Source organism: Vibrio sp. 10N.261.55.C5, from assembly GCF_041470505.1.
In the GTDB taxonomy this organism is placed as follows: domain Bacteria; phylum Pseudomonadota; class Gammaproteobacteria; order Enterobacterales; family Vibrionaceae; genus Vibrio; species Vibrio crassostreae_C.
In genome coordinates, this window is record NZ_JBFRMS010000010.1 from 172,847 (window position 1) to 190,293 (window position 17,447).

14 protein-coding genes and 1 pseudogene are annotated in these 17,447 nt (G+C 42.4%); 9 read left to right on the plus strand and 6 right to left on the minus strand.

All coding sequences use genetic code 11. The features are described from left to right. Window positions 1–104: 104 nt before the first annotated feature. On the minus strand, window positions 105–848 hold the full coding sequence (locus tag AB4263_RS03510; protein WP_017060084.1) for a 5-oxoprolinase subunit PxpA: 744 nt from the start codon (window positions 846–848) through the stop codon (window positions 105–107). 170 nt (window positions 849–1,018) lie between these two features. On the opposite strand from AB4263_RS03510, the gene AB4263_RS03515 reads away from it, so the two are divergent. From AB4263_RS03515 to galE, 4 genes and pseudogenes are all read left to right on the plus strand, one after another. Beyond that, window positions 1,019–1,234 carry a hypothetical protein gene (locus tag AB4263_RS03515; RefSeq protein WP_102394477.1) on the plus strand — a complete coding sequence of 72 codons (216 nt, stop codon included), beginning with the start codon at window positions 1,019–1,021 and terminating at the stop codon, window positions 1,232–1,234. Further along, window positions 1,224–1,760 (plus strand): YfiR family protein, encoded by a 537-nt coding sequence (locus AB4263_RS03520; RefSeq protein WP_017060086.1) that lies wholly within the window; start codon window positions 1,224–1,226, stop codon window positions 1,758–1,760. The genes AB4263_RS03515 and AB4263_RS03520 overlap by 11 nt, the downstream gene beginning before the upstream one ends. Continuing rightward, window positions 1,760–3,734, plus strand: a pseudogene (locus AB4263_RS03525) (diguanylate cyclase domain-containing protein). The gene AB4263_RS03520 and the pseudogene AB4263_RS03525 overlap by 1 nt, the downstream one beginning before the upstream one ends. Window positions 3,735–3,816: 82 nt before the next feature. Then, window positions 3,817–4,830, plus strand: coding sequence for a UDP-glucose 4-epimerase GalE (galE, locus tag AB4263_RS03530; protein WP_017060088.1), 1,014 nt, complete (start codon window positions 3,817–3,819; stop codon window positions 4,828–4,830). Between the two features lie 343 nt (window positions 4,831–5,173). Here galE and AB4263_RS03535 read toward each other — a convergent pair whose 3' ends face one another. Then, window positions 5,174–7,306, minus strand: a complete 2,133-nt coding sequence (locus AB4263_RS03535) for a TonB-dependent hemoglobin/transferrin/lactoferrin family receptor (protein ID WP_372097525.1) — start codon at window positions 7,304–7,306, stop codon at window positions 5,174–5,176. A gap of 223 nt (window positions 7,307–7,529) precedes the next feature. Between AB4263_RS03535 and AB4263_RS03540 the strand changes: the two genes are divergently transcribed. Then, window positions 7,530–8,417, plus strand: coding sequence for a LysR family transcriptional regulator (locus AB4263_RS03540; protein WP_065584957.1), 888 nt, complete (start codon window positions 7,530–7,532; stop codon window positions 8,415–8,417). Here the strand turns inward: AB4263_RS03540 and AB4263_RS03545 are convergent. After that, window positions 8,409–11,090, minus strand: a complete 2,682-nt coding sequence (locus tag AB4263_RS03545; protein ID WP_372097527.1) for a GNAT family N-acetyltransferase — start codon at window positions 11,088–11,090, stop codon at window positions 8,409–8,411. The genes AB4263_RS03540 and AB4263_RS03545 overlap by 9 nt on opposite strands. A gap of 216 nt (window positions 11,091–11,306) precedes the next feature. Between AB4263_RS03545 and AB4263_RS03550 the strand changes: the two genes are divergently transcribed. After that, the gene (locus AB4263_RS03550; RefSeq protein ID WP_017060092.1) at window positions 11,307–11,870 is read left to right on the plus strand and encodes an SPOR domain-containing protein; all 564 of its coding nucleotides are present in this window, start codon (window positions 11,307–11,309) and stop codon (window positions 11,868–11,870) included. 179 nt (window positions 11,871–12,049) lie between these two features. Next, the gene (locus tag AB4263_RS03555) at window positions 12,050–13,045 is read left to right on the plus strand and encodes a D-alanine--D-alanine ligase (RefSeq protein WP_372097529.1); all 996 of its coding nucleotides are present in this window, start codon (window positions 12,050–12,052) and stop codon (window positions 13,043–13,045) included. Window positions 13,046–13,202: 157 nt separating this feature from the next. Here AB4263_RS03555 and AB4263_RS03560 read toward each other — a convergent pair whose 3' ends face one another. Further along, window positions 13,203–14,171 carry a tyrosine-type recombinase/integrase gene (locus tag AB4263_RS03560; protein ID WP_102320805.1) on the minus strand — a complete coding sequence of 323 codons (969 nt, stop codon included), beginning with the start codon at window positions 14,169–14,171 and terminating at the stop codon, window positions 13,203–13,205. Between the two features lie 100 nt (window positions 14,172–14,271). Here AB4263_RS03560 and AB4263_RS03565 point away from each other — a divergent pair, with 100 nt between their 5' ends. Beyond that, a complete protein-coding gene (locus AB4263_RS03565) occupies window positions 14,272–14,640 on the plus strand; it encodes a DUF3319 domain-containing protein (RefSeq protein WP_017060095.1) in 369 nt (122 codons plus the stop codon). A 3-nt stretch (window positions 14,641–14,643) separates the two neighbouring features. Continuing rightward, window positions 14,644–14,955, plus strand: coding sequence for a stress response translation initiation inhibitor YciH (gene yciH / locus AB4263_RS03570; RefSeq protein WP_008221404.1), 312 nt, complete (start codon window positions 14,644–14,646; stop codon window positions 14,953–14,955). Window positions 14,956–16,012: 1,057 nt separating this feature from the next. Here the strand turns inward: yciH and AB4263_RS03575 are convergent. Continuing rightward, the gene (locus AB4263_RS03575) at window positions 16,013–16,315 is read right to left on the minus strand and encodes a type II toxin-antitoxin system RelE/ParE family toxin (RefSeq protein ID WP_108194665.1); all 303 of its coding nucleotides are present in this window, start codon (window positions 16,313–16,315) and stop codon (window positions 16,013–16,015) included. After that, complete coding sequence (locus AB4263_RS03580) at window positions 16,303–16,560, minus strand: type II toxin-antitoxin system Phd/YefM family antitoxin (protein WP_016787072.1); 258 nt, start codon at window positions 16,558–16,560, stop codon at window positions 16,303–16,305. Before AB4263_RS03580 ends, AB4263_RS03575 begins: the two co-directional genes overlap by 13 nt. Window positions 16,561–17,447: the final 887 nt, after the last annotated feature.

Here is a 17,447-nt window from a genome sequence, read left to right on the forward strand (position 1 = left end):
TTTTAGCTTACTTGGCGTGTCTCACTTCCGTGTCCAAGCCAATACAAATCAATTAGATCTCACGAGCGATTAGACCATGCGTCATACCAATCACACGCTTCATACTAATTAAAAGCGTTGAGGTCTTGTCTGATTTTTCTAATTAATGCGATGGATTGAGGGTTATCACCATGAACACAGATAGTATCAGCTTCAATAGGCAGTCTTTCGCCCTCTAAAGTCGTAACCGAGCCATAGTTAATGATTTGCATAACTTGGTTATAGATATCGTCTTGATTGACGTAAACCGAGCCTTTTTGAGTACGTGGCGCTAATTGTCCGTTATTTAAATAAGCACGGTCGGCAAACGCTTCAAACAAGAGAGGCAAGTCATGGTCGTCAGCAATATCCAAATACTGTTGATTGTCTGATGAAGAGAGAATCATCAACGGGATGTTAAACTCAGCGACGGCTTGGGCTACCGCATTGAACACATCAATGTTTGCCATCATATCGTTATAAAGAGCGCCATGAGGTTTCACATAGCCAACAGTGGTATGGTGATAGCGGCAAAGGGCTTGTAATGCACCGACTTGATAACAAACCAGCTCACTGATTTCGTCCATGGTGTGTGGAATAGAACGGCGACCAAAACCAACGAGATCTTGATAACCGGGATGAGCACCAATTTGGGTGTGATAGTGCTGCGCCAGTTTTATCGTCTTGGACATAACGTGCGGATCAGACGCGTGGAAGCCACAAGCGATGTTTGCCATATCGACCCATTCCATGACCGACTCGTCATCGCCCATCTTCCAATTGCCGAAACTTTCTCCCATGTCGCAATTAAGCAAAATCTTCGTTGTCACGTGGTGCTAATCCTTTACGTTGAGGTAAGTAATGACGGTCTTATAAATACCATAAATAAACAGTGACCTAACTCAAACTTTCGACACCGTAGATTTACCAGTATGGCATTTCATATATAGTTGAACTATTGATTAAAGGATTAATATCTATCTGTATATTAGGTGAGCACATGATATCCCGCCAGGTTTGCTTAGGACTAGCATTAACGATACCTGTTTTTGTCTCTGCTCAAGAAAACTCTCTAGACCAGCTCATGTCGATGAGCCTTGAAGAGTTGTCTATGTTAGATGTCGAAATGGAAACGGCTTCGAAAGTGACACAAAAACTTACCGAGATTTGTGTCAACCAAGAGTCTGTATATGTGAGGATCTCTCATGAATTCTAAATGGCTTAAGCACCGCATTAAGCTCGGCTTATCTAAACTAGGCTTAGCGGCTTTAACGATGCTTATTGTGCCGTTGAACACCTCAGCTGCTAGCTTCAAACCTTATGAAGTGAAAGCGGTGTACCTTTTTAGAATTGCGAATTTTATACGTTGGAATGATGAAAGCTCAATGAACGCTGTGAACTTTTGTGTGATTGGCGATGAAAAGGTAAGCCAAGTGCTAACGTCAATTACCGAGGGGAAATCTATTCGTTCGCTCGCTATCCGAGTTCAACAGTCGATTACTTCTAAGTGTGATATTACGTATTTGTCTGACCGTAAAAATGACCAATTTCTTAGTCAAGAGCACTCGCCACATACTGTGACAATCAGTGATATCCCTAACTTTACGGACTTAGGTGGAATCATTGAACTCACGCACATCGATAATAAGCTCAAACCTAAGATCAATCTAGAGAACGCAAGGCGCGGTGACTACGTCATTGGCTCGAACCTGTTACGAATCGCTATAGTGGAGGGCCAATAATGTTGTCTTTCATTAATAACATATCGATTAAAAACAAGCTGATATTACCCATTATCATCTTCATCGCAGTCACTTTTGTAACGATCCAATCGGTAAATTACACTGTCACGTTTGAGAGAGAGAAAGAGAGTCTTATTCAACGTGTTAAAGTGCTAGCACAAGGTGTTGCTTATAACTTGCAAGCCGCGATTTTATTTGAAGACAAGTCATCGGCTCAGGAAATATTGTCAGCTTTCGTCGCAGATAAAGATATTGTTAGAGTGAAGCTCTATGACATCAACGAACAGCTTTTTGCCAGCTATCAGGTGAGCAACACTCTGGTTCCAAGGCCAAACGCAGAAGAATTAGACGATATCGCCGATCATCAATTTGCCATCTCTGAGCATTTCATCTTCTTGCTCGTTCCAGTGACACTGGATGGCGCAGTGATCGCGAACTTGAGAGTAACAATATCGAAAGAGACGTTTAATTCGATCTTAACGAATATTTTCAAGGTTGCGGTCGTCTACCTGTTGTTTCTGGTGATGTTAGGCGGAGTAGTGGTCAAATTGGTGCAACGCTTGATTATCGAACCGATGTTTGACCTCAATGAGGCGATGCAAGCCTTTGTTGAGCGTCGTTCGAAGCAGCCTAAATTAGTCGTAACGAACCGCGACGAAATCGGCGATCTGGTTCGAGCTTTCAATACCATGTTAGAAAGGCTTCAACATCGCGATAACCAAATCAATTTTACGTTAGACAAGTTACAAGAAGAAAAATCATTCGCAAATGAGGTCGTTGAAACCGTTCAGCACTCTTTGTTGGTGGTGGATGAAAAAGGGCTCATTCTTCATGCGAACGCAGCTACTCGGGATATTTTTAAATGCTCGGAAGCCTTTCTTGAGAATTTGTTGATCCAAGAGTTGATCGCGACCAAGCAAACGGGTTACTTACAAGATGTTATTGATGCCAATATTGAACTTAATGACGAATTGCTGGAAACCACCGATCTCTTTCAATCAAAACGCTGGCTTCGTGTGAGCAGTCGTTCTTTGACAAAACATGGTCGTATTCTATGCAATCCAAGATGTCACCGACATAGAAACGGCCATGAGTCGCCAACGTATTGCTGCGGGTGTTTTCGAAAACAGTAAAGACGGCTTGATCGTGCTCAACTCATCCAATGTGATAACCATGGTTAACCCGGCGATCACACAACTTCTCGGTTATCACTCTGATCTGCTGGTGGGCAAAACACCATTTGAAGTATTTTCGTGGCAGCAATTTTCATCATTGATGCCGACAATTCGCAGTTCGTTAGAAAACTATGGTCAATGGCAAGGCGAAGTGTGGGAGAAAAGCGCGTCCGGCACGTTAGTTCCAATGTTTGTCAAAGTGAATCGAATTGCCTCAGACAACGAGAAAGACGAGTTTGATATGGTATTAACGCTGTCTGATTTATCCAACGTTAAAGAGATGGAAAGACTCGAACACTTGGCTCATCACGATGCATTAACCGGGTTAGCGAATAGAGCGCAGCTGTATAAGGTTATGGATGATGTTGTCACGTCGAGCCACTATTCAAATCAGCATTTTGCGGTTATTTACTTGGATTTGGATGGCTTCAAAGAAGTGAATGACAACTATGGTCACGATGCGGGTGACGAAATCCTTAAAGAAGTGTCAAACCGGTTATTATCTCAGGTAAGAGCGGGGGATTTGGTTGCACGTTTGTCGGGTGATGAATTTGTTCTTATTATTAAACAGACAAACAAAGTCTTATTAGCGAAGTTAGCCGAGCGATTGTTGGATCTGATCGGGCAAGAAGTGAATTATAAACAGCGTTCACTTCATGTTGGGGCGAGCTTAGGTATCAATTTAGTTGATGGCTCAGAGCGTGATATTGACGTGATTCTAAAGGTTGCTGATGAGGCTATGTACCAAGCGAAACGCAAAGGAAAAGGTCAGTTTGTGTTCGCTCGTGAGGGTAAATAGGCACCGGTGTTTGTGAGCTCACCCTAAGTTGTTGTATCATAAGTGATAGGTTGAATATTTTTAATTAAAAGGTCTGCTAAGCATGAATGTTTTAGTTACAGGTGGCATGGGTTACATTGGTAGCCATACAAGTATCCAGATGATCAACGCAGGTATGACACCTGTACTTTTTGATAGCTTGTACAACAGTAAACCAAGCGTTCTAGAGCGCATCGAAAAAGTCTCGGGCGTTCGTCCCAACTTCATTGAAGGTGACGTTCGTGATAAAGCGCTTTTGACTGAAACTATGAAGCAACACAACATCGAAGCGGTTATCCATTTTGCTGGTCTGAAAGCCGTCGGAGAGTCTGTGGAAAAGCCTCTTGAATACTACGACAACAACGTAAACGGCACTTTAGTTCTTGTTGATGCAATGCGTGATGCGGGTGTAAAAACCTTGGTATTTAGCTCTTCAGCAACGGTATACGGTGATCCTGCAAGTGTGCCAATTACTGAAGACTTCCCAACAAGCGCTACCAACCCATATGGTCGTAGTAAACTAATGGTTGAAGAGTGTTTAACCGATTTCCAAAAAGCCAATCCTGATTGGAGCATTACACTGCTGCGTTACTTTAACCCTGTAGGTTCACATCCAAGTGGTGAGCTAGGTGAAGACCCGCAAGGTATCCCAAATAACCTAATGCCATTTGTCTCTCAAGTAGCAGTGGGCCGCCGTGAATTCCTATCTGTATTTGGTAGCGATTATCCAACAAAAGACGGGACTGGCGTTCGCGATTACATCCACGTAATGGATCTGTCTGATGGCCACATCGCAGCGCTTGAGAAAGTAGGGTGCAAAGACGGTCTTCATATCTACAACCTTGGTACGGGTAACGGTTCAAGTGTGTTAGACATGGTTAAAGCATTCGAACAAGCAAGCGGTAAAGAGATCCCTTACAAGCTAGTTGAACGCCGTCCTGGTGACATCGCAGAGTGTTGGGCAGATCCAGCTAAAGCTCAGAAAGAACTGGGCTGGAATGCAAGCCGCACATTGGCTGAAATGACCGAAGATACATGGCGCTGGCAGTCAACAAACCCGAATGGATTCCCTGGTTAACCTAGTGGTTTCGTGAATGATTCAAAAATTAAAAGATGCTTTCGGGCATCTTTTTTGATCTTAATCGAATAAAAAGTAAATTAGTGGTTAAAAAGTATCATTCTGTATCCGCTGTGTTATTATGCTCGCGAATTATATGTTTAATGTTAATTTTCTTTGGAGTTAATCATGGAACTAGGCCTAATCATCACTTTCATCGTTGCTGCTGCAGTAATGGTTAAAAAAGAGATGGCAGAGAAGTAATTTCACTTATTACCTTTTTTATACAATTTTTTAGTGAAATAAATTAAAAGCCAGCAATTAAGCTGGCTTTTTAGTTTCTGCAATTCAGTTTTTTAACGAATTAGAATTCGTATTTAGCTGTAATTGACCAGTTACGACCTGCTTGCGTGTAATCTTTATCTTCTTGTGAGAATCCACGAACGTCATTCCACGAGTAGTACTCTTCATCCGTAACGTTGAAGAGACCTGCTCTAAGCGTAAGATCCTTCATCGGCAAGTAGTATGCTGTTAGGTCAACTACAGTTGCTGAATCAATTGGTAGAATTTCATCATTCAAACCATCGCTGTTGATATCACTAGACTTCTTACCTGCTGTGTAGCTTATGTTAAGTGATGTACCCCATAGTGCTGAAGGAGCATCATAGTTAAAACCAACGACAGCGTTCCAAGGGTTTACACTGTTAAGAGGATTACCTTCGCCATCTTCACCTTCAGTATACGTTGCAGAAACACGAGTACTAACACCTTTCACTGGCATGAAGCTATTCCAAGACTGTGTATTTGACGCTTCGATACCTTTAATTACGGCTTCATCAATGTTTACATTCTGATATATTGTTGGATCGGCCGGAGTGGCTGAGCCACTAACTGCTACGTTATCAATAAAGTTATCATAATCGCTGTAGAAGATAGCGATTTCGCTTGATGAATAATTTGTGTTATGACGCCAACCTAACTCGTATGAAATACTTTCTTCAGCTTCTAAGTCAGGGTTAGGGGCATTCAAATAACCGTGAGCAGGATTACCAAATGAGTAGTAAAGCTCTTGGAAATCAGGAGCTCTAAAGCCTTGGCTGATTTGACCGAAGATCTTATTTTCATCATTAAGCGTGTAAGTTGTACCCAAACGTCCGGTAACAGCTGAGTCTGAATATTTTGCATAAGACTCTTCTGGGTTACCACTTGGGTTTTGACTTGTATCACCTGGATCAGTTTCAAAACCATCAAAACGAACACCCGGAGTAATCATCCAATTTCCGATCGTCATTTCATTTTGAGAAAAGAATCCATATTTTCTTTCAGATGCGGCAGGGATGTAGAAAATAACTTGGTCTGCGCTGATGGAGTTATATTCGTTATTAACGTTTTTAATGTCTTTGTCCGAATATGAAGCGCCATAGATAAAGTAGTTTTCTACATTACCCGTCATGAAGAACTTATCGAATTGCACATCAAATTGATAACCTTCATCCTCGTAGATATAGTCCTTTTTCTGAACATTACCTGCCGGAGGTAGGAACATACCGCCATTAGAAGTACGATTAGTTACGCCATTCTCTTCTTTGCTCAGCCAGTCAGCTTGCCAAGTAATAGTATCTGCAAACGCTAGGTCAGCATCCCAAATATGTTTGATACCGATTTGCTGTTGGCTAGTTGTGTCTTCGCCAGTGTAGTCGGTGTAACTTGCACTATTTAAATCGGTATCACCAGAATTCTCAATGAAGTTACCAGAAAACTCTAAACGGTGTTGTTCGTTTAATTGGTACTGAAGCTTAACCAACAAGTTGTTGTTCTGAGTATCTTGCTCATCAGGTGTACCAAAGTTATCAGTTTGCTCACCGTCTCTGCGAGTATAAGCAACTAACGTTTCTAGGTCGCCAATACGATTTGCTAAAGCAACCGATTCGCTAAAGGTATTATCAGATGAAGAGTAGTTGAACTTCGCGTGGCCACCGAAGTCTTTGTCTTTTAAAAAGTCACTCGGGTCTTTTGTTTCGAACGCAGCAATACCACCAATCGCGTCAGAACCATACAGAGAAGAAGCCGCACCTTTAACAATCTCGACAGACTTCAACATATCCGTATCGACATCAATGCGTGAAGAGTTAATGAAGTTATATGACTGAGTACCACTTGGAGTAAATTGGCTAGTTTGTGATACTCCATCAACGATAACCTTTACTCGGTTACCTTCCATACCACGAATGTTAATACCTTGAATCCCTTGGCGAGAATTCGTAGTCACCGTGACACCTGGTGTGTACTTAAATAAGTCTTCTACATCCGTAACCATGTTTTTTTCGATATCTTTATCGTTAATCACAGTTACCGACGCAGCAACATCTTCAAGTTGTTGATTAGTACGAGTCGAAGATACAACAACCTCATCAAATAGGGCATAATCTTCAGCAAAGGCTGACGTTGATGAAAGCGCTAAAACGATTGAAGCAGAGAGTAGGGATTGCTTATACATCTGATAGTTACCTTAGTTCCATAGTATTATCTTGATTTGCGAAGATGATATTGGATCTAAATGATAATTACTATTATTTGCATTTAATTAATTTTCAACTTTATCAACTAATTCATAATTAATGCTCTTAAATATCTGTATTAAAAAGACTTTTACAGTTCCATTCACAGTCTGAATGCTTCTGTTTTTGTGATTCAAGTCTCATTTATAAAGTAGGAAAGCTATGCATAGTCCAATAACACTTGAAGCGTTACACATCCTAGACGCCATCGACCGACGTGGAAGTTTCGCCGCCGCGGCCAATGAAATGGACAGAGCGCCTTCATCACTCAGCTATCAAATACAGAAGCTTGAACAAGATCTAGACATCATGATTTTTGACCGCTCAGGCCACCGTGCAAATTTCACGGAAGCGGGTCAGTTGATACTTGAGCAAGGTAGAATCATTCTTGGAGCTACAGAACGTCTTGTTAACGAGGCAAGCATTCTAGCCAATGGTTGGGAGCTCGATTTGACCATCGCCTTTGATGGCATTATCCCGATTGCTAACTTTTTCCCACTGGTAGATGAACTAGGAAAAATCAGTAAAACACGCGTTCGTTTGCAAGAGGAAATCTTAGCGGGTTGTTGGGAATCTCTCACAGATGGTCGTGCTGACTTATTGATATGCCCTAAGCTCGATACAATTCCAAACGATATGAAAAGTGACGTAATTGGTAAAATGGAGATGGTGTGGGTCGCGGCATCAAGCCACTATGTTCACAATCGTTCTGGTGAATTCGATCAGAAGGCGAGAGAAAGTTACAGGGTTATTGCCATTGCAGACACCGCACGCGATCAGCCAGCACTAAGCATCAATATTCTAGAGAAACAGCCACGTTTAACCGTGACAAGCTTTCCTGCGAAAGTAGAGGCTTTGACATCAGGACTAGGGATTGGCACCTTACCGAATAGTGTCGCTAAACCTTTGATTGAATCTGGCGTACTACAGCAGATCTCCGGTACAGAACCACAACCGATCGATATTGTTATGGCTTGGCGACGCAACAAAATGGGCGACGCCAAGTCTTGGTGTATCCAACATCTTAAAAAGACATGGGCGTTAAAGTAACGGTAACACCATATCTGCAGTACCATCTTCAAAACTGATATCTAGCTTAAAACCGAGCTTTTGAGCTAGTGTCAGCATCCCTCTATTGGTTGGCATCGTCATACCCGACATCTGCTTGGTCTGCTTCGCACGGCAGTAATCGATAACCTTGGTCATAAGAATGCGACCTAGACCAACACCTTTAAGGTCAGAACGAATCAATATTGCGAATTCGGCGTCTGTGTTCTCAGGGTTAATCAGCGCACGGGACACGCCGATGATCGCTGGAACGCCTTGTTCCTCGCGAACGACCACAAAGGCGATTTCTCTATCGAAATCAATCTGAGTGAAATTCGCCAACGCCTCATGATTGAATTCACCGACATCACTAAAGAAACGCTTATAGAGATCTTCCTTAGACACACGGTTAATGAAGTCAGCATGAAGCGGTTCATCTTCGGGAAGAATAGGGCGTAACAACACTTCGGTTCCATCTTTTAGCTGGATACGTTCTTCAAGCTCGACCGGATAAGGGCGAATCGCAAGACGTTCCTGTGGATCGCCTTCGTACGCTTTCAAGATGATATCGGCATCTAATATCGTGAACTTGTCACCATTGGCCAGTACTGGATGGATATCCAAATCATGTATTTCAGGGCAATCCACTACCATTTGCGATATACGTACCAATAACTCAGACAAACCTTCTATATCGATGGGGTTAGGGAGTTTTTGTAGACGAATCTTGCCGCTTTTTATCGCTCGAATAATCAAGTAACGCGCCAGTGTCATGTTGAGCGGTGGAAAAGCAGCTGCGGCATCAATCGACTCATCCCACTCCGAACCACCTTGTCCAAGTAATATGATTGGGCCGAAGGTTTCGTCTGTTGTAACCTTAATACGCAACTCTTGGCCGCCCGCGAGCTTAGCCATACCTTGAATTAACAAGCCGTGGATGTTTGCTGTAGGGAAGGATAATTGAGAACGATCGAGAATTGCCTGAGCCGCATTGGCAACTTCACTGCTGTTTCGCAAATTGAGCATCACGCCTTGTACGTCTGACTTATGTGCAATATCCGGCGAACGTAATTTTACTGCGACGGGATAACCGATCGTTTCAGCGATGTGTACCGCTTCACTTGGGTCAGAAGCGATCCAAGTTGGTAACACATCGAGGTTGAAGCTCTTGAAAAACTGACTGTTTTGGTGAGTATCAAGGCTAACTGTATCTTTATCCAGTAGTTTTCTTTCTATCCAACCTTTCGCATCTGCTAGATCTTCAATGTGTACTTTTTCTGCAGTGGTCGGCGTTTCCATTAACTGACGTTGGTTACGTCTGTACTCGACTAAGTGCATGAATGCGACCACAGAGCTTTCAGGGGTCCGATAAGTTGGGAAACCCGCTTCGGTAAACAGCTTTCGTGCGGGCCTTGCTGTTAGCTCACCAGACCAATTCGTCAGGATGTTAAAGCGCTTGTGGCGAGGGTGCTTCTTAATCGCTTCAATAATTCGTTCTGCCGTTTTAGCGGAATGTGCGACCGCTGAAGGGCTGTGCATGATAAGAATCGCGTCTGCTTCATCGCCATCGAGTAAGATGTTTATAGTGTCGATATAACGTTGATCACCAGCGTCGCCGACAATATCGATAGGATTGCTATGAGACCAACTCGATGGCAAAACCTTGTTCAACTTATCAAGTGTCTCTTCTGAAAACTCTGCGAGCTTACCACCGCGGTCAAATAGGGTGTCCACAGCCATAATCGCAGGGCCGCCACCATTAGTAACAATAGCCAAGCGCTCGCCTCGCAATGGTACTGAATGAGTCAGTGTTTCTACCGCAGCAAACAGTTCATGTAAGTTCTTAACTCGTAGCATGCCGCTGCGTCGGATTGCGGAATCATAAATAATATCTAATGTGTCGGCACCGCCAGTGTGAGCCATTGCTGCGGCTCTGCCTTTCGCCGTTCGACCGCCTTTCAACACCAAAATTCGTCGGTTACGCGAAGCCGCACGCGCTGCAGAAATAAAGCGCCTCGCATCAGTAATGCTGTCTACATAAAGCAATATCGCTTCGGTGTGAGAGTCGGTACTGAGATAATCCAATAACTCCGAGAATTCGATATCGCTACCATTGCCTATAGAGATAAACGCCGAAAAACCGATCTCTTTGTCATTAGCCCAATCGAGAATAGTGGTACACACAGCTGCCGACTGAGAAACAAAGGCGATCTTACCGGGTAATGCTGTCACTGGAGAGAATGAGGCGTTCAAATTTAACCAAGGGACAATCACCCCCAAACTATTGGAACCCAACACTCGAATGTTGTGCTTTTTGGCAATCGCTAGGCATCGTTCATCATACGTCTCACCATTATCGCTTTCTTGCTGCATGTCTGAAGAAAGCAAAATGACAGAGGCTATACCTTTCTCAGCCAGTTCTTCAAAAATAGCGACATTACGGGTCGCATTGGTACACAAGATTGCGAGGTCAGGAACAATCGGTAACGACAAAATGTTCTTGTAAGAAAGCACACCGGCCACTGAATCATATTTCGGCGTAACCGGCATCACCGCACCTTTAAAATCCCCATGCAACAAATTGTTCATAACAATATATCCTGCGCGTGTTTCTCGTTGAGAAGCACCAACAACAGCGATTGAACGGGGTTTAAGTAGGGGATCAAGATGATTCATAGACATATCCTAGCAATGCACGTAAGTTCATCGTAACTTACTTTGCACTCACAGGTTGATGGCAAATTCACCGAATTCAGATGAATAAGCAAACACTGCATAAAGTTTGTGAAATAGGTCACCCACTAATGGTGTATAATCCCAAAGTTAACTTGATTCTAAACCGACGTATCGGCATGATTTATAGTAATTATTATTAAGGATATAGAGCTTTCCATGAAAAAATTTGCAATTGTGACTTTGCCACTGCTCTTGGCTGCATGTGTATCTGACGACTACGTTACCAATGTCACTTCAGATAGTTATCAAGAAGAGTACAAAACGGCAAAAGTTGAAGCTCCAGTTGTATCTCAATCTGAGCAAACAAGCGTTGTTGAAGAAAATGTTGTCAACGTTATCAGAACCGAACCTGTTGAACAGAAAGTCGCTCAAACGACTAAAGCTAAGCCAGTTGCAGTAGTGACAGGCCCAACCAAGAAACAACAAGACATGAACCAACGTTTTGGTTACACAGTTCAAGTTGTTGCTGTTGGCAGCCAAAGTAAAGTCGATTCTTTCGTGAAAATGCTACCTACGACTTCTCAGCCAGTTTGGGAAAACTACAAAATGGTTAACGGCACTAAGTGGTTCACGGTACTTTATGGTGACTACGCAACACGCTTAGAAGCTAAAAAGGCAATCTCAACACTGCCGAACACTTTCCAAAACTTGAAGCCGTTCGTTAAGAGCATTGATGACATCAAGAACTCTGAATACCCAACGCTTAACAAGTTGAACTAAGTTTTGATTCATAAAGAAGGGGCAAATGCTCCTTCTTTTGTTTTAAGACTCGCTGTTTTGTTTAATAGTTAATCGCTCGATCTTTCGAACGCAATTTTAACAATCAAAACACTGTACCTATCTCGACTTTTGTTTATCATTGAAGTCAGTACTCCTAGTTTCAAGGACCGAATTTACCCATGAACACCACAAACATCCTTCTACTTTGCGGCGGTGGATCTTCAGAGCATGAAGTATCTTTAGTTTCAGCCAATTACCTTTTTGAACAACTTAATAGCGTTGCAGATTTTAACGTTGTAAGAGTTGAAATTAAGAACGAAGGCTGGTGTCTTGATTCAGGTGAATTGGTTTATCTTGATATTAACGACCAAACCTTACGCGGTGACAATTTAGCATCTAAAGTCGATTTCATTGTGCCTTGCATACACGGTTTCCCAGGTGAAACAGGTGACATTCAATCACTGTTTGAAATGGCTAAAATTCCATACCTAGGTTGTGGTCCAGAAGCAAGCAACAACAGCTTTAACAAAATCACGTCAAAGCTTTGGTACGACGCACTTGGTATTCCAAACACGCCGTACCTGTTCTTATCAGACAACAATGATCAAGCTCACTCACAAGCAACTCAAGCATTTGAAAAGTGGGGTAAAGTGTTTGTGAAAGCGGCTCGTCAAGGTTCTTCTGTAGGTTGTTACCAAGTTAACCAAGTAGAAGATTTAAGCGAGGCTATCAACAAGGCGTTCACTTTCTCGGACCAAGTATTGGTTGAGAAATCAGTGGTGCCTAGAGAGCTAGAAATTGCTGCTTATGAAATCGATGGCGAGCTACACATCAGCAAGCCGGGTGAGGTGATTGCACCGAATGGCGCATTTTACTCTTACGAAGAGAAGTACAGTGCAGACAGCCACTCGATCACTGAAGTTGAAGCAAGTAATTTAACTGACGAACAGCGTGAATTGATTGCAGACAGCGCACGAAAAGTCTTCACCCAGATGAAGCTTCGTCACTTGTCTCGTATCGACTTCTTTTTAACGCAAGACAACGAGATCTACCTGAACGAAGTCAACACCTTCCCAGGTATGACGCCAATCTCCATGTTCCCTAAAATGGTTGAGCATCACGGCCACAAATTCAGCCAGTTCTTAGAAAACTGCGTGAGAACAAGCCTTTCTTAGGTTTCTAACTCGTTTTCGTTCACTTAGAGCTGAACCCAAAAGTGCCTTAAGCTTTCGCCAAGGCACTTTTTGTTTTTAAAGCTAGCCGTTTTTTACGAATCTATCATTTAGCCACAACTTATATCCAAGTAACAATATCCAAGTAATTACGAACCGTTTATTGCCAAGGTATTAGCGCCTTAAACTTCATCTTCTCACTCTCAGCCGTTCCCGTGAAACCCACATATTGGGCTGGCATGGCAGGGCTAAGCCAGCGACCAAAGTCCTGAATCTCTCTAACCTTAAGACCTTGTTTCGACAACTCTTGTGCAGCACCAACACGAATCGAATTTCCAGAGAAATGGTGATTTTCTGGCAGTTGAAGTAAGTCGCTAGCTCTTCTCAATATCCTATAGATGGACGAATCATCTAAAGGCTGCAAACCAATATTCTCATGCTTGTCTATCGCACGAAATACTGGCAAGTCATCTTGTATACCAGTAAACGAAAGCCAACGTTGAAGTGCAACACTGGCTATTTGTGACAACTGATAAGCTGAATCTTTGACTGTTACTTGGTAATGATCTTCAACGTACTCAACATCACTCATCGATAACAACTTAAGCTCTGAGCGCTTTAAAGCACACTCGAACATCACGTTATAAATAGCAATGTCTCTGATCTCTTTCAGGTTTGCTTTCTCATGGGAGAGTAACGTATTCAAATCAGTGAGATGCACAGATGTCATAGCATTGGTTTGTTTAGCGTCACCGGCCATTTGAGATTGTAAGTGGAGTAGGGTAAAGCGAACTTGCCTGTGCTTGATCGGGTTAGCAAAGCTCAACACAGTATGTAACATGCTAAGCGTTGCAGTGTAACGTTTTAGCGATGCGTATTTTCTATCGTTAGACTCCGTTTCAAGAAAACGACGAACAGCGGTTATAGATGCGGGAAGTGTGTTAATACGATGTTTGGTACAGAACGCATGATAGCGATTCCAATCACTGTAAATGCCCAACAGTGAATTGCGAGAGTATTGAAATCCTGTCAACTCATCTATAATTTCTATTGTCGCGTTGCTGTTTAATTTTTCAACAAATGAATTAATTATCACAGAGTCAGTTAAAATAGGGACTTTTTTTCTCAAATTACCATACCTCGACAGGTGTTTTTACCATATTATGCTTGATATCATTATTAGTATACTTATGATTAATGCAGTGAAAACAGAAAGATGATTAATAGATATGGCTAATTCAATTTACCGAAGCGTCCATCTTCAATCGATAGATGCTAACAACACAGTTTGGCGTGCTAAGTTAAAAAACAACGTTATTCAGGGCAACCTAGCTGCCGTGAAAAAGAGTATTGATTGGTGGATTGATACCGCATCTATTATTGATCCAAAAGAATTCATGTCATTAAATAAGTCGAGAGGAACTGGTGGCTCGACTGAAAACTTCAACGGCTACCAAATCAAGAATGACACCGGTGAGCCTAATGCGTGGTATTGCATGTTTAACGGTCGCTTAATCAAAGGCGGCAAGGTTGCAATCCAACGCCATATAGAAGCTTACTTACTCGCAAAACAAAAAGCAGAGCAACAAAAGAAGTAAATTATGAGCCTAGTATATTCAACAGAAACAGGTCGCATTAAGCCTGAAGAAGAGAAAGTCCAACGTCCTAAAGGCGATGGTATCGTTCGAATCCAAAAAGAAACCAAAGGCCGTAAAGGCAAAGGCGTTTCTGTCGTAACTGGCTTAGACCTAGATGACGCACCATTAAAACTAATGGCAGCAGAACTCAAGAAAGTTTGCGGCTGCGGTGGCTCAGTAAAAGATGGCAACATCGAAATTCAAGGTGACGCGCGCGACAAGATCAAAGCGCACCTTGAAAAGAAAGGCTACAAAGTTAAATTTGCTGGCGGTTAATCTCTAACTAATACCAGGGTTAAAATCGAAGATTATTATCACTGGTTATTAGGTATTTTATGGTAAATAGCCAGTATGGTTAAATACACAGTATAAATTAGAGAATATCGGCACAATACAAAGGCAGGGCATCGCACAAAGATACCTGCCTTATAAATACCAAACACCATTTAACATAACGTACATAATACGCACTTAGACTGTAAGCCCCAGATAGTAATGTCACTATTTTCTAAAGCTATTCTTTTCATCGTTTCCCTTTAACCCTTAATACAACTGGTGTCTCAAGCATATTGAGTTCATCAGCATTCTCTAAACGCTGTTTTAACCCAATCATTATTGTTCCGTCTGTCTAAGTACTAATGATTCACCGCGCAGTGTGCAAACCTTGTGGGCATTGCTGTCGTTTCTTTTTCAGATTTTACACACGCCACCGTGTTTCTTGTTGGCTATACACGTTGAACTCTGTTTTGATGAGTTATCCACTAGCCAGTTAAGTTTTCTCACACGAGCTCGTCTGTAAGTTTCCATGCTGAATTTTTTTAACTCAACTTGCAGCTCGCAATAAAGTTTGTGTTTGTTGGTTAGATTATTGGATTACTCTGTGTGTTCCTCAGATCTACATAATGTCATGAACAGACTTGTTCAAATCGGTTAAGTCACTTTACCTAAACCACAAACATCCACGCTCGCGGTTACTTGCCGTTAGATCATCAATAGTTTTGACTGATAATCTATAAGGCTATTTAGTCTTCGACTCTTAACACGACGTTGCCCTGCTCTAGCAGATCAGAAATCGCTTGTTGGTACGCTTCTTCGACAAGAGTTTGTTCCAAACGCGCTCATAATTAGGTAAGACTTGCTGCCGAAAGATAGTCGATACGCCGAAGCTCAATTCACCCTCAATACGGTGTCGTCGAATGGTGACCAATTTGGCCTCAGTCCATGAAGGCACTGGTTTGGTGGGACGTTGAGAATGAAGTACTTTTTTCTTTTTTCACCATGTCGAACCCTCGTCTTCGTAGACCATCAGCCTACCAGAGGTGGCAAAAACGCTTTACTGTTTACTCAGCAAAAATCGACGTAAATCTCGATCAGCGCGCATGACAAACAAGATGTACACTTTGTCACCTTCTTGCTTGTAGAAAACCCGGCATGGATTCACTACGACTTCGCGATAATTGAGGTGATCGAGCTCAGGAGGCAGACGCCCTGACTCAGGAAAATCGACAAGGCGTTCGACTTTGTCGAAGACGTTTTGAACGAGTTGTTTGGCTGCGACCAAATTTTCAAGAGCAATGTATTCCGCGATATCGTTAAGGTCAGATAACGCGGGCTCACTCCAAATCACTTCAGCCATTTTGACATCTTGTCTTTGGCTTCGTCATGACTCAGTGCCTTGCCTTCAGAAATGGCACGCTCACCACGTGCGATCCCTTCGAGGATAGCCAAGCGGTTTTGCATAAACTGATAGTCATCGACGTCAACCAAATATGCAGAAGGTTTGCCATGCTCGGTGATCAACACGGGCTCTTTGGTGTCGTGTAGGTCGGCGAGGATTTTAGTCGCTTGACGCTTAAGGGAAGTAACGAGCTCGACTTTCATGAGAATAACTCCAACTGAAGATTAAAGTGATACTATTGTATCACTCTTAATCTTACAAGTTTAGCGCATAAAAATACCGGGTATTACATCATACTCAATCATTTTACTTATATTCTTCCAGAATGTTAGCTCAACCCTTTTAACGTGAGCGCTTTCATAATGCAGTAAAAGTTCATCCGCGTGCTTGATGCTGTGTGTATCTGTGATCCTATGGTAAGCCACTCTCATAAACAGTCCAGCGAAAGCTACTAATATTAAATACCAAGCCAAATTAGGAAGACCAATCGTTAATTCAAAGAGTTCTGTCGTCGTGACTAGTGAGATGAGTGCCACACATAAAAAAGCGGCGGGTAAGGCTGACACCATATACAAGGTGAAGTTCTATAAAAGTACTCTCGCAATCGCTTTGTGTCATCAACGTATTGCTCTTTGAAGCGAAACTTTCCTTCTTCACAAACCAAGTACTGACCACCATCTTTATACAATTCGACCGTACTAGTTGGCTTTTGACTTAACAGCAAAACACAAATTTCATCATAGTTCGCTTCATACTTAAAGAGTAACCGAAACTGTTGTTCGACGACCAACCTCGTTGCAGGGTTAACTTCCTTTTCAAAACTATGGAACAACAACTCTAAGTTCTTCACTTTGAACTGCTTGTGAGATGAAACCAGCTCATGAAAAATCTAAAGAAAGGCAACAGACCAACTAAAACGGCTATTGCTGCTCTAGTTGAGAACCAATCATTATACAATGAATCCATGTATTCTCCCTAAATGCAGGCTTAAGTAGTGAGCGACACCAACCTGATAAAAATTGCTCCGTAAAAACTGATTAAAAAGTCTGTCTTAAGCGCTTACCTCAAGGTGCATATTTCGGAGCATTCC

Excerpts from the sequence above, each read along its gene's own strand:
- AB4263_RS03550 (WP_017060092.1), top strand. The coding sequence starts at position 11,307 with ATGAAAAAATTTGCAATTGTGACTTTGCCACTGCTCTTGGCTGCATGT.
- AB4263_RS03575 (WP_108194665.1), bottom strand. The coding sequence starts at position 16,315 with ATGGCTGAAGTGATTTGGAGTGAGCCCGCGTTATCTGACCTTAACGAT.
- AB4263_RS03565 (WP_017060095.1), top strand. The coding sequence starts at position 14,272 with ATGGCTAATTCAATTTACCGAAGCGTCCATCTTCAATCGATAGATGCT.
- AB4263_RS03535 (WP_372097525.1), bottom strand. The coding sequence starts at position 7,306 with ATGTATAAGCAATCCCTACTCTCTGCTTCAATCGTTTTAGCGCTTTCA.
- AB4263_RS03545 (WP_372097527.1), bottom strand. The coding sequence starts at position 11,090 with ATGAATCATCTTGATCCCCTACTTAAACCCCGTTCAATCGCTGTTGTT.
- galE (WP_017060088.1), top strand. The coding sequence starts at position 3,817 with ATGAATGTTTTAGTTACAGGTGGCATGGGTTACATTGGTAGCCATACA.
- yciH (WP_008221404.1), top strand. The coding sequence starts at position 14,644 with ATGAGCCTAGTATATTCAACAGAAACAGGTCGCATTAAGCCTGAAGAA.
- AB4263_RS03520 (WP_017060086.1), top strand. The coding sequence starts at position 1,224 with ATGAATTCTAAATGGCTTAAGCACCGCATTAAGCTCGGCTTATCTAAA.
- AB4263_RS03580 (WP_016787072.1), bottom strand. The coding sequence starts at position 16,560 with ATGAAAGTCGAGCTCGTTACTTCCCTTAAGCGTCAAGCGACTAAAATC.
- AB4263_RS03515 (WP_102394477.1), top strand. The coding sequence starts at position 1,019 with ATGATATCCCGCCAGGTTTGCTTAGGACTAGCATTAACGATACCTGTT.
- AB4263_RS03555 (WP_372097529.1), top strand. The coding sequence starts at position 12,050 with ATGAACACCACAAACATCCTTCTACTTTGCGGCGGTGGATCTTCAGAG.
- AB4263_RS03540 (WP_065584957.1), top strand. The coding sequence starts at position 7,530 with ATGCATAGTCCAATAACACTTGAAGCGTTACACATCCTAGACGCCATC.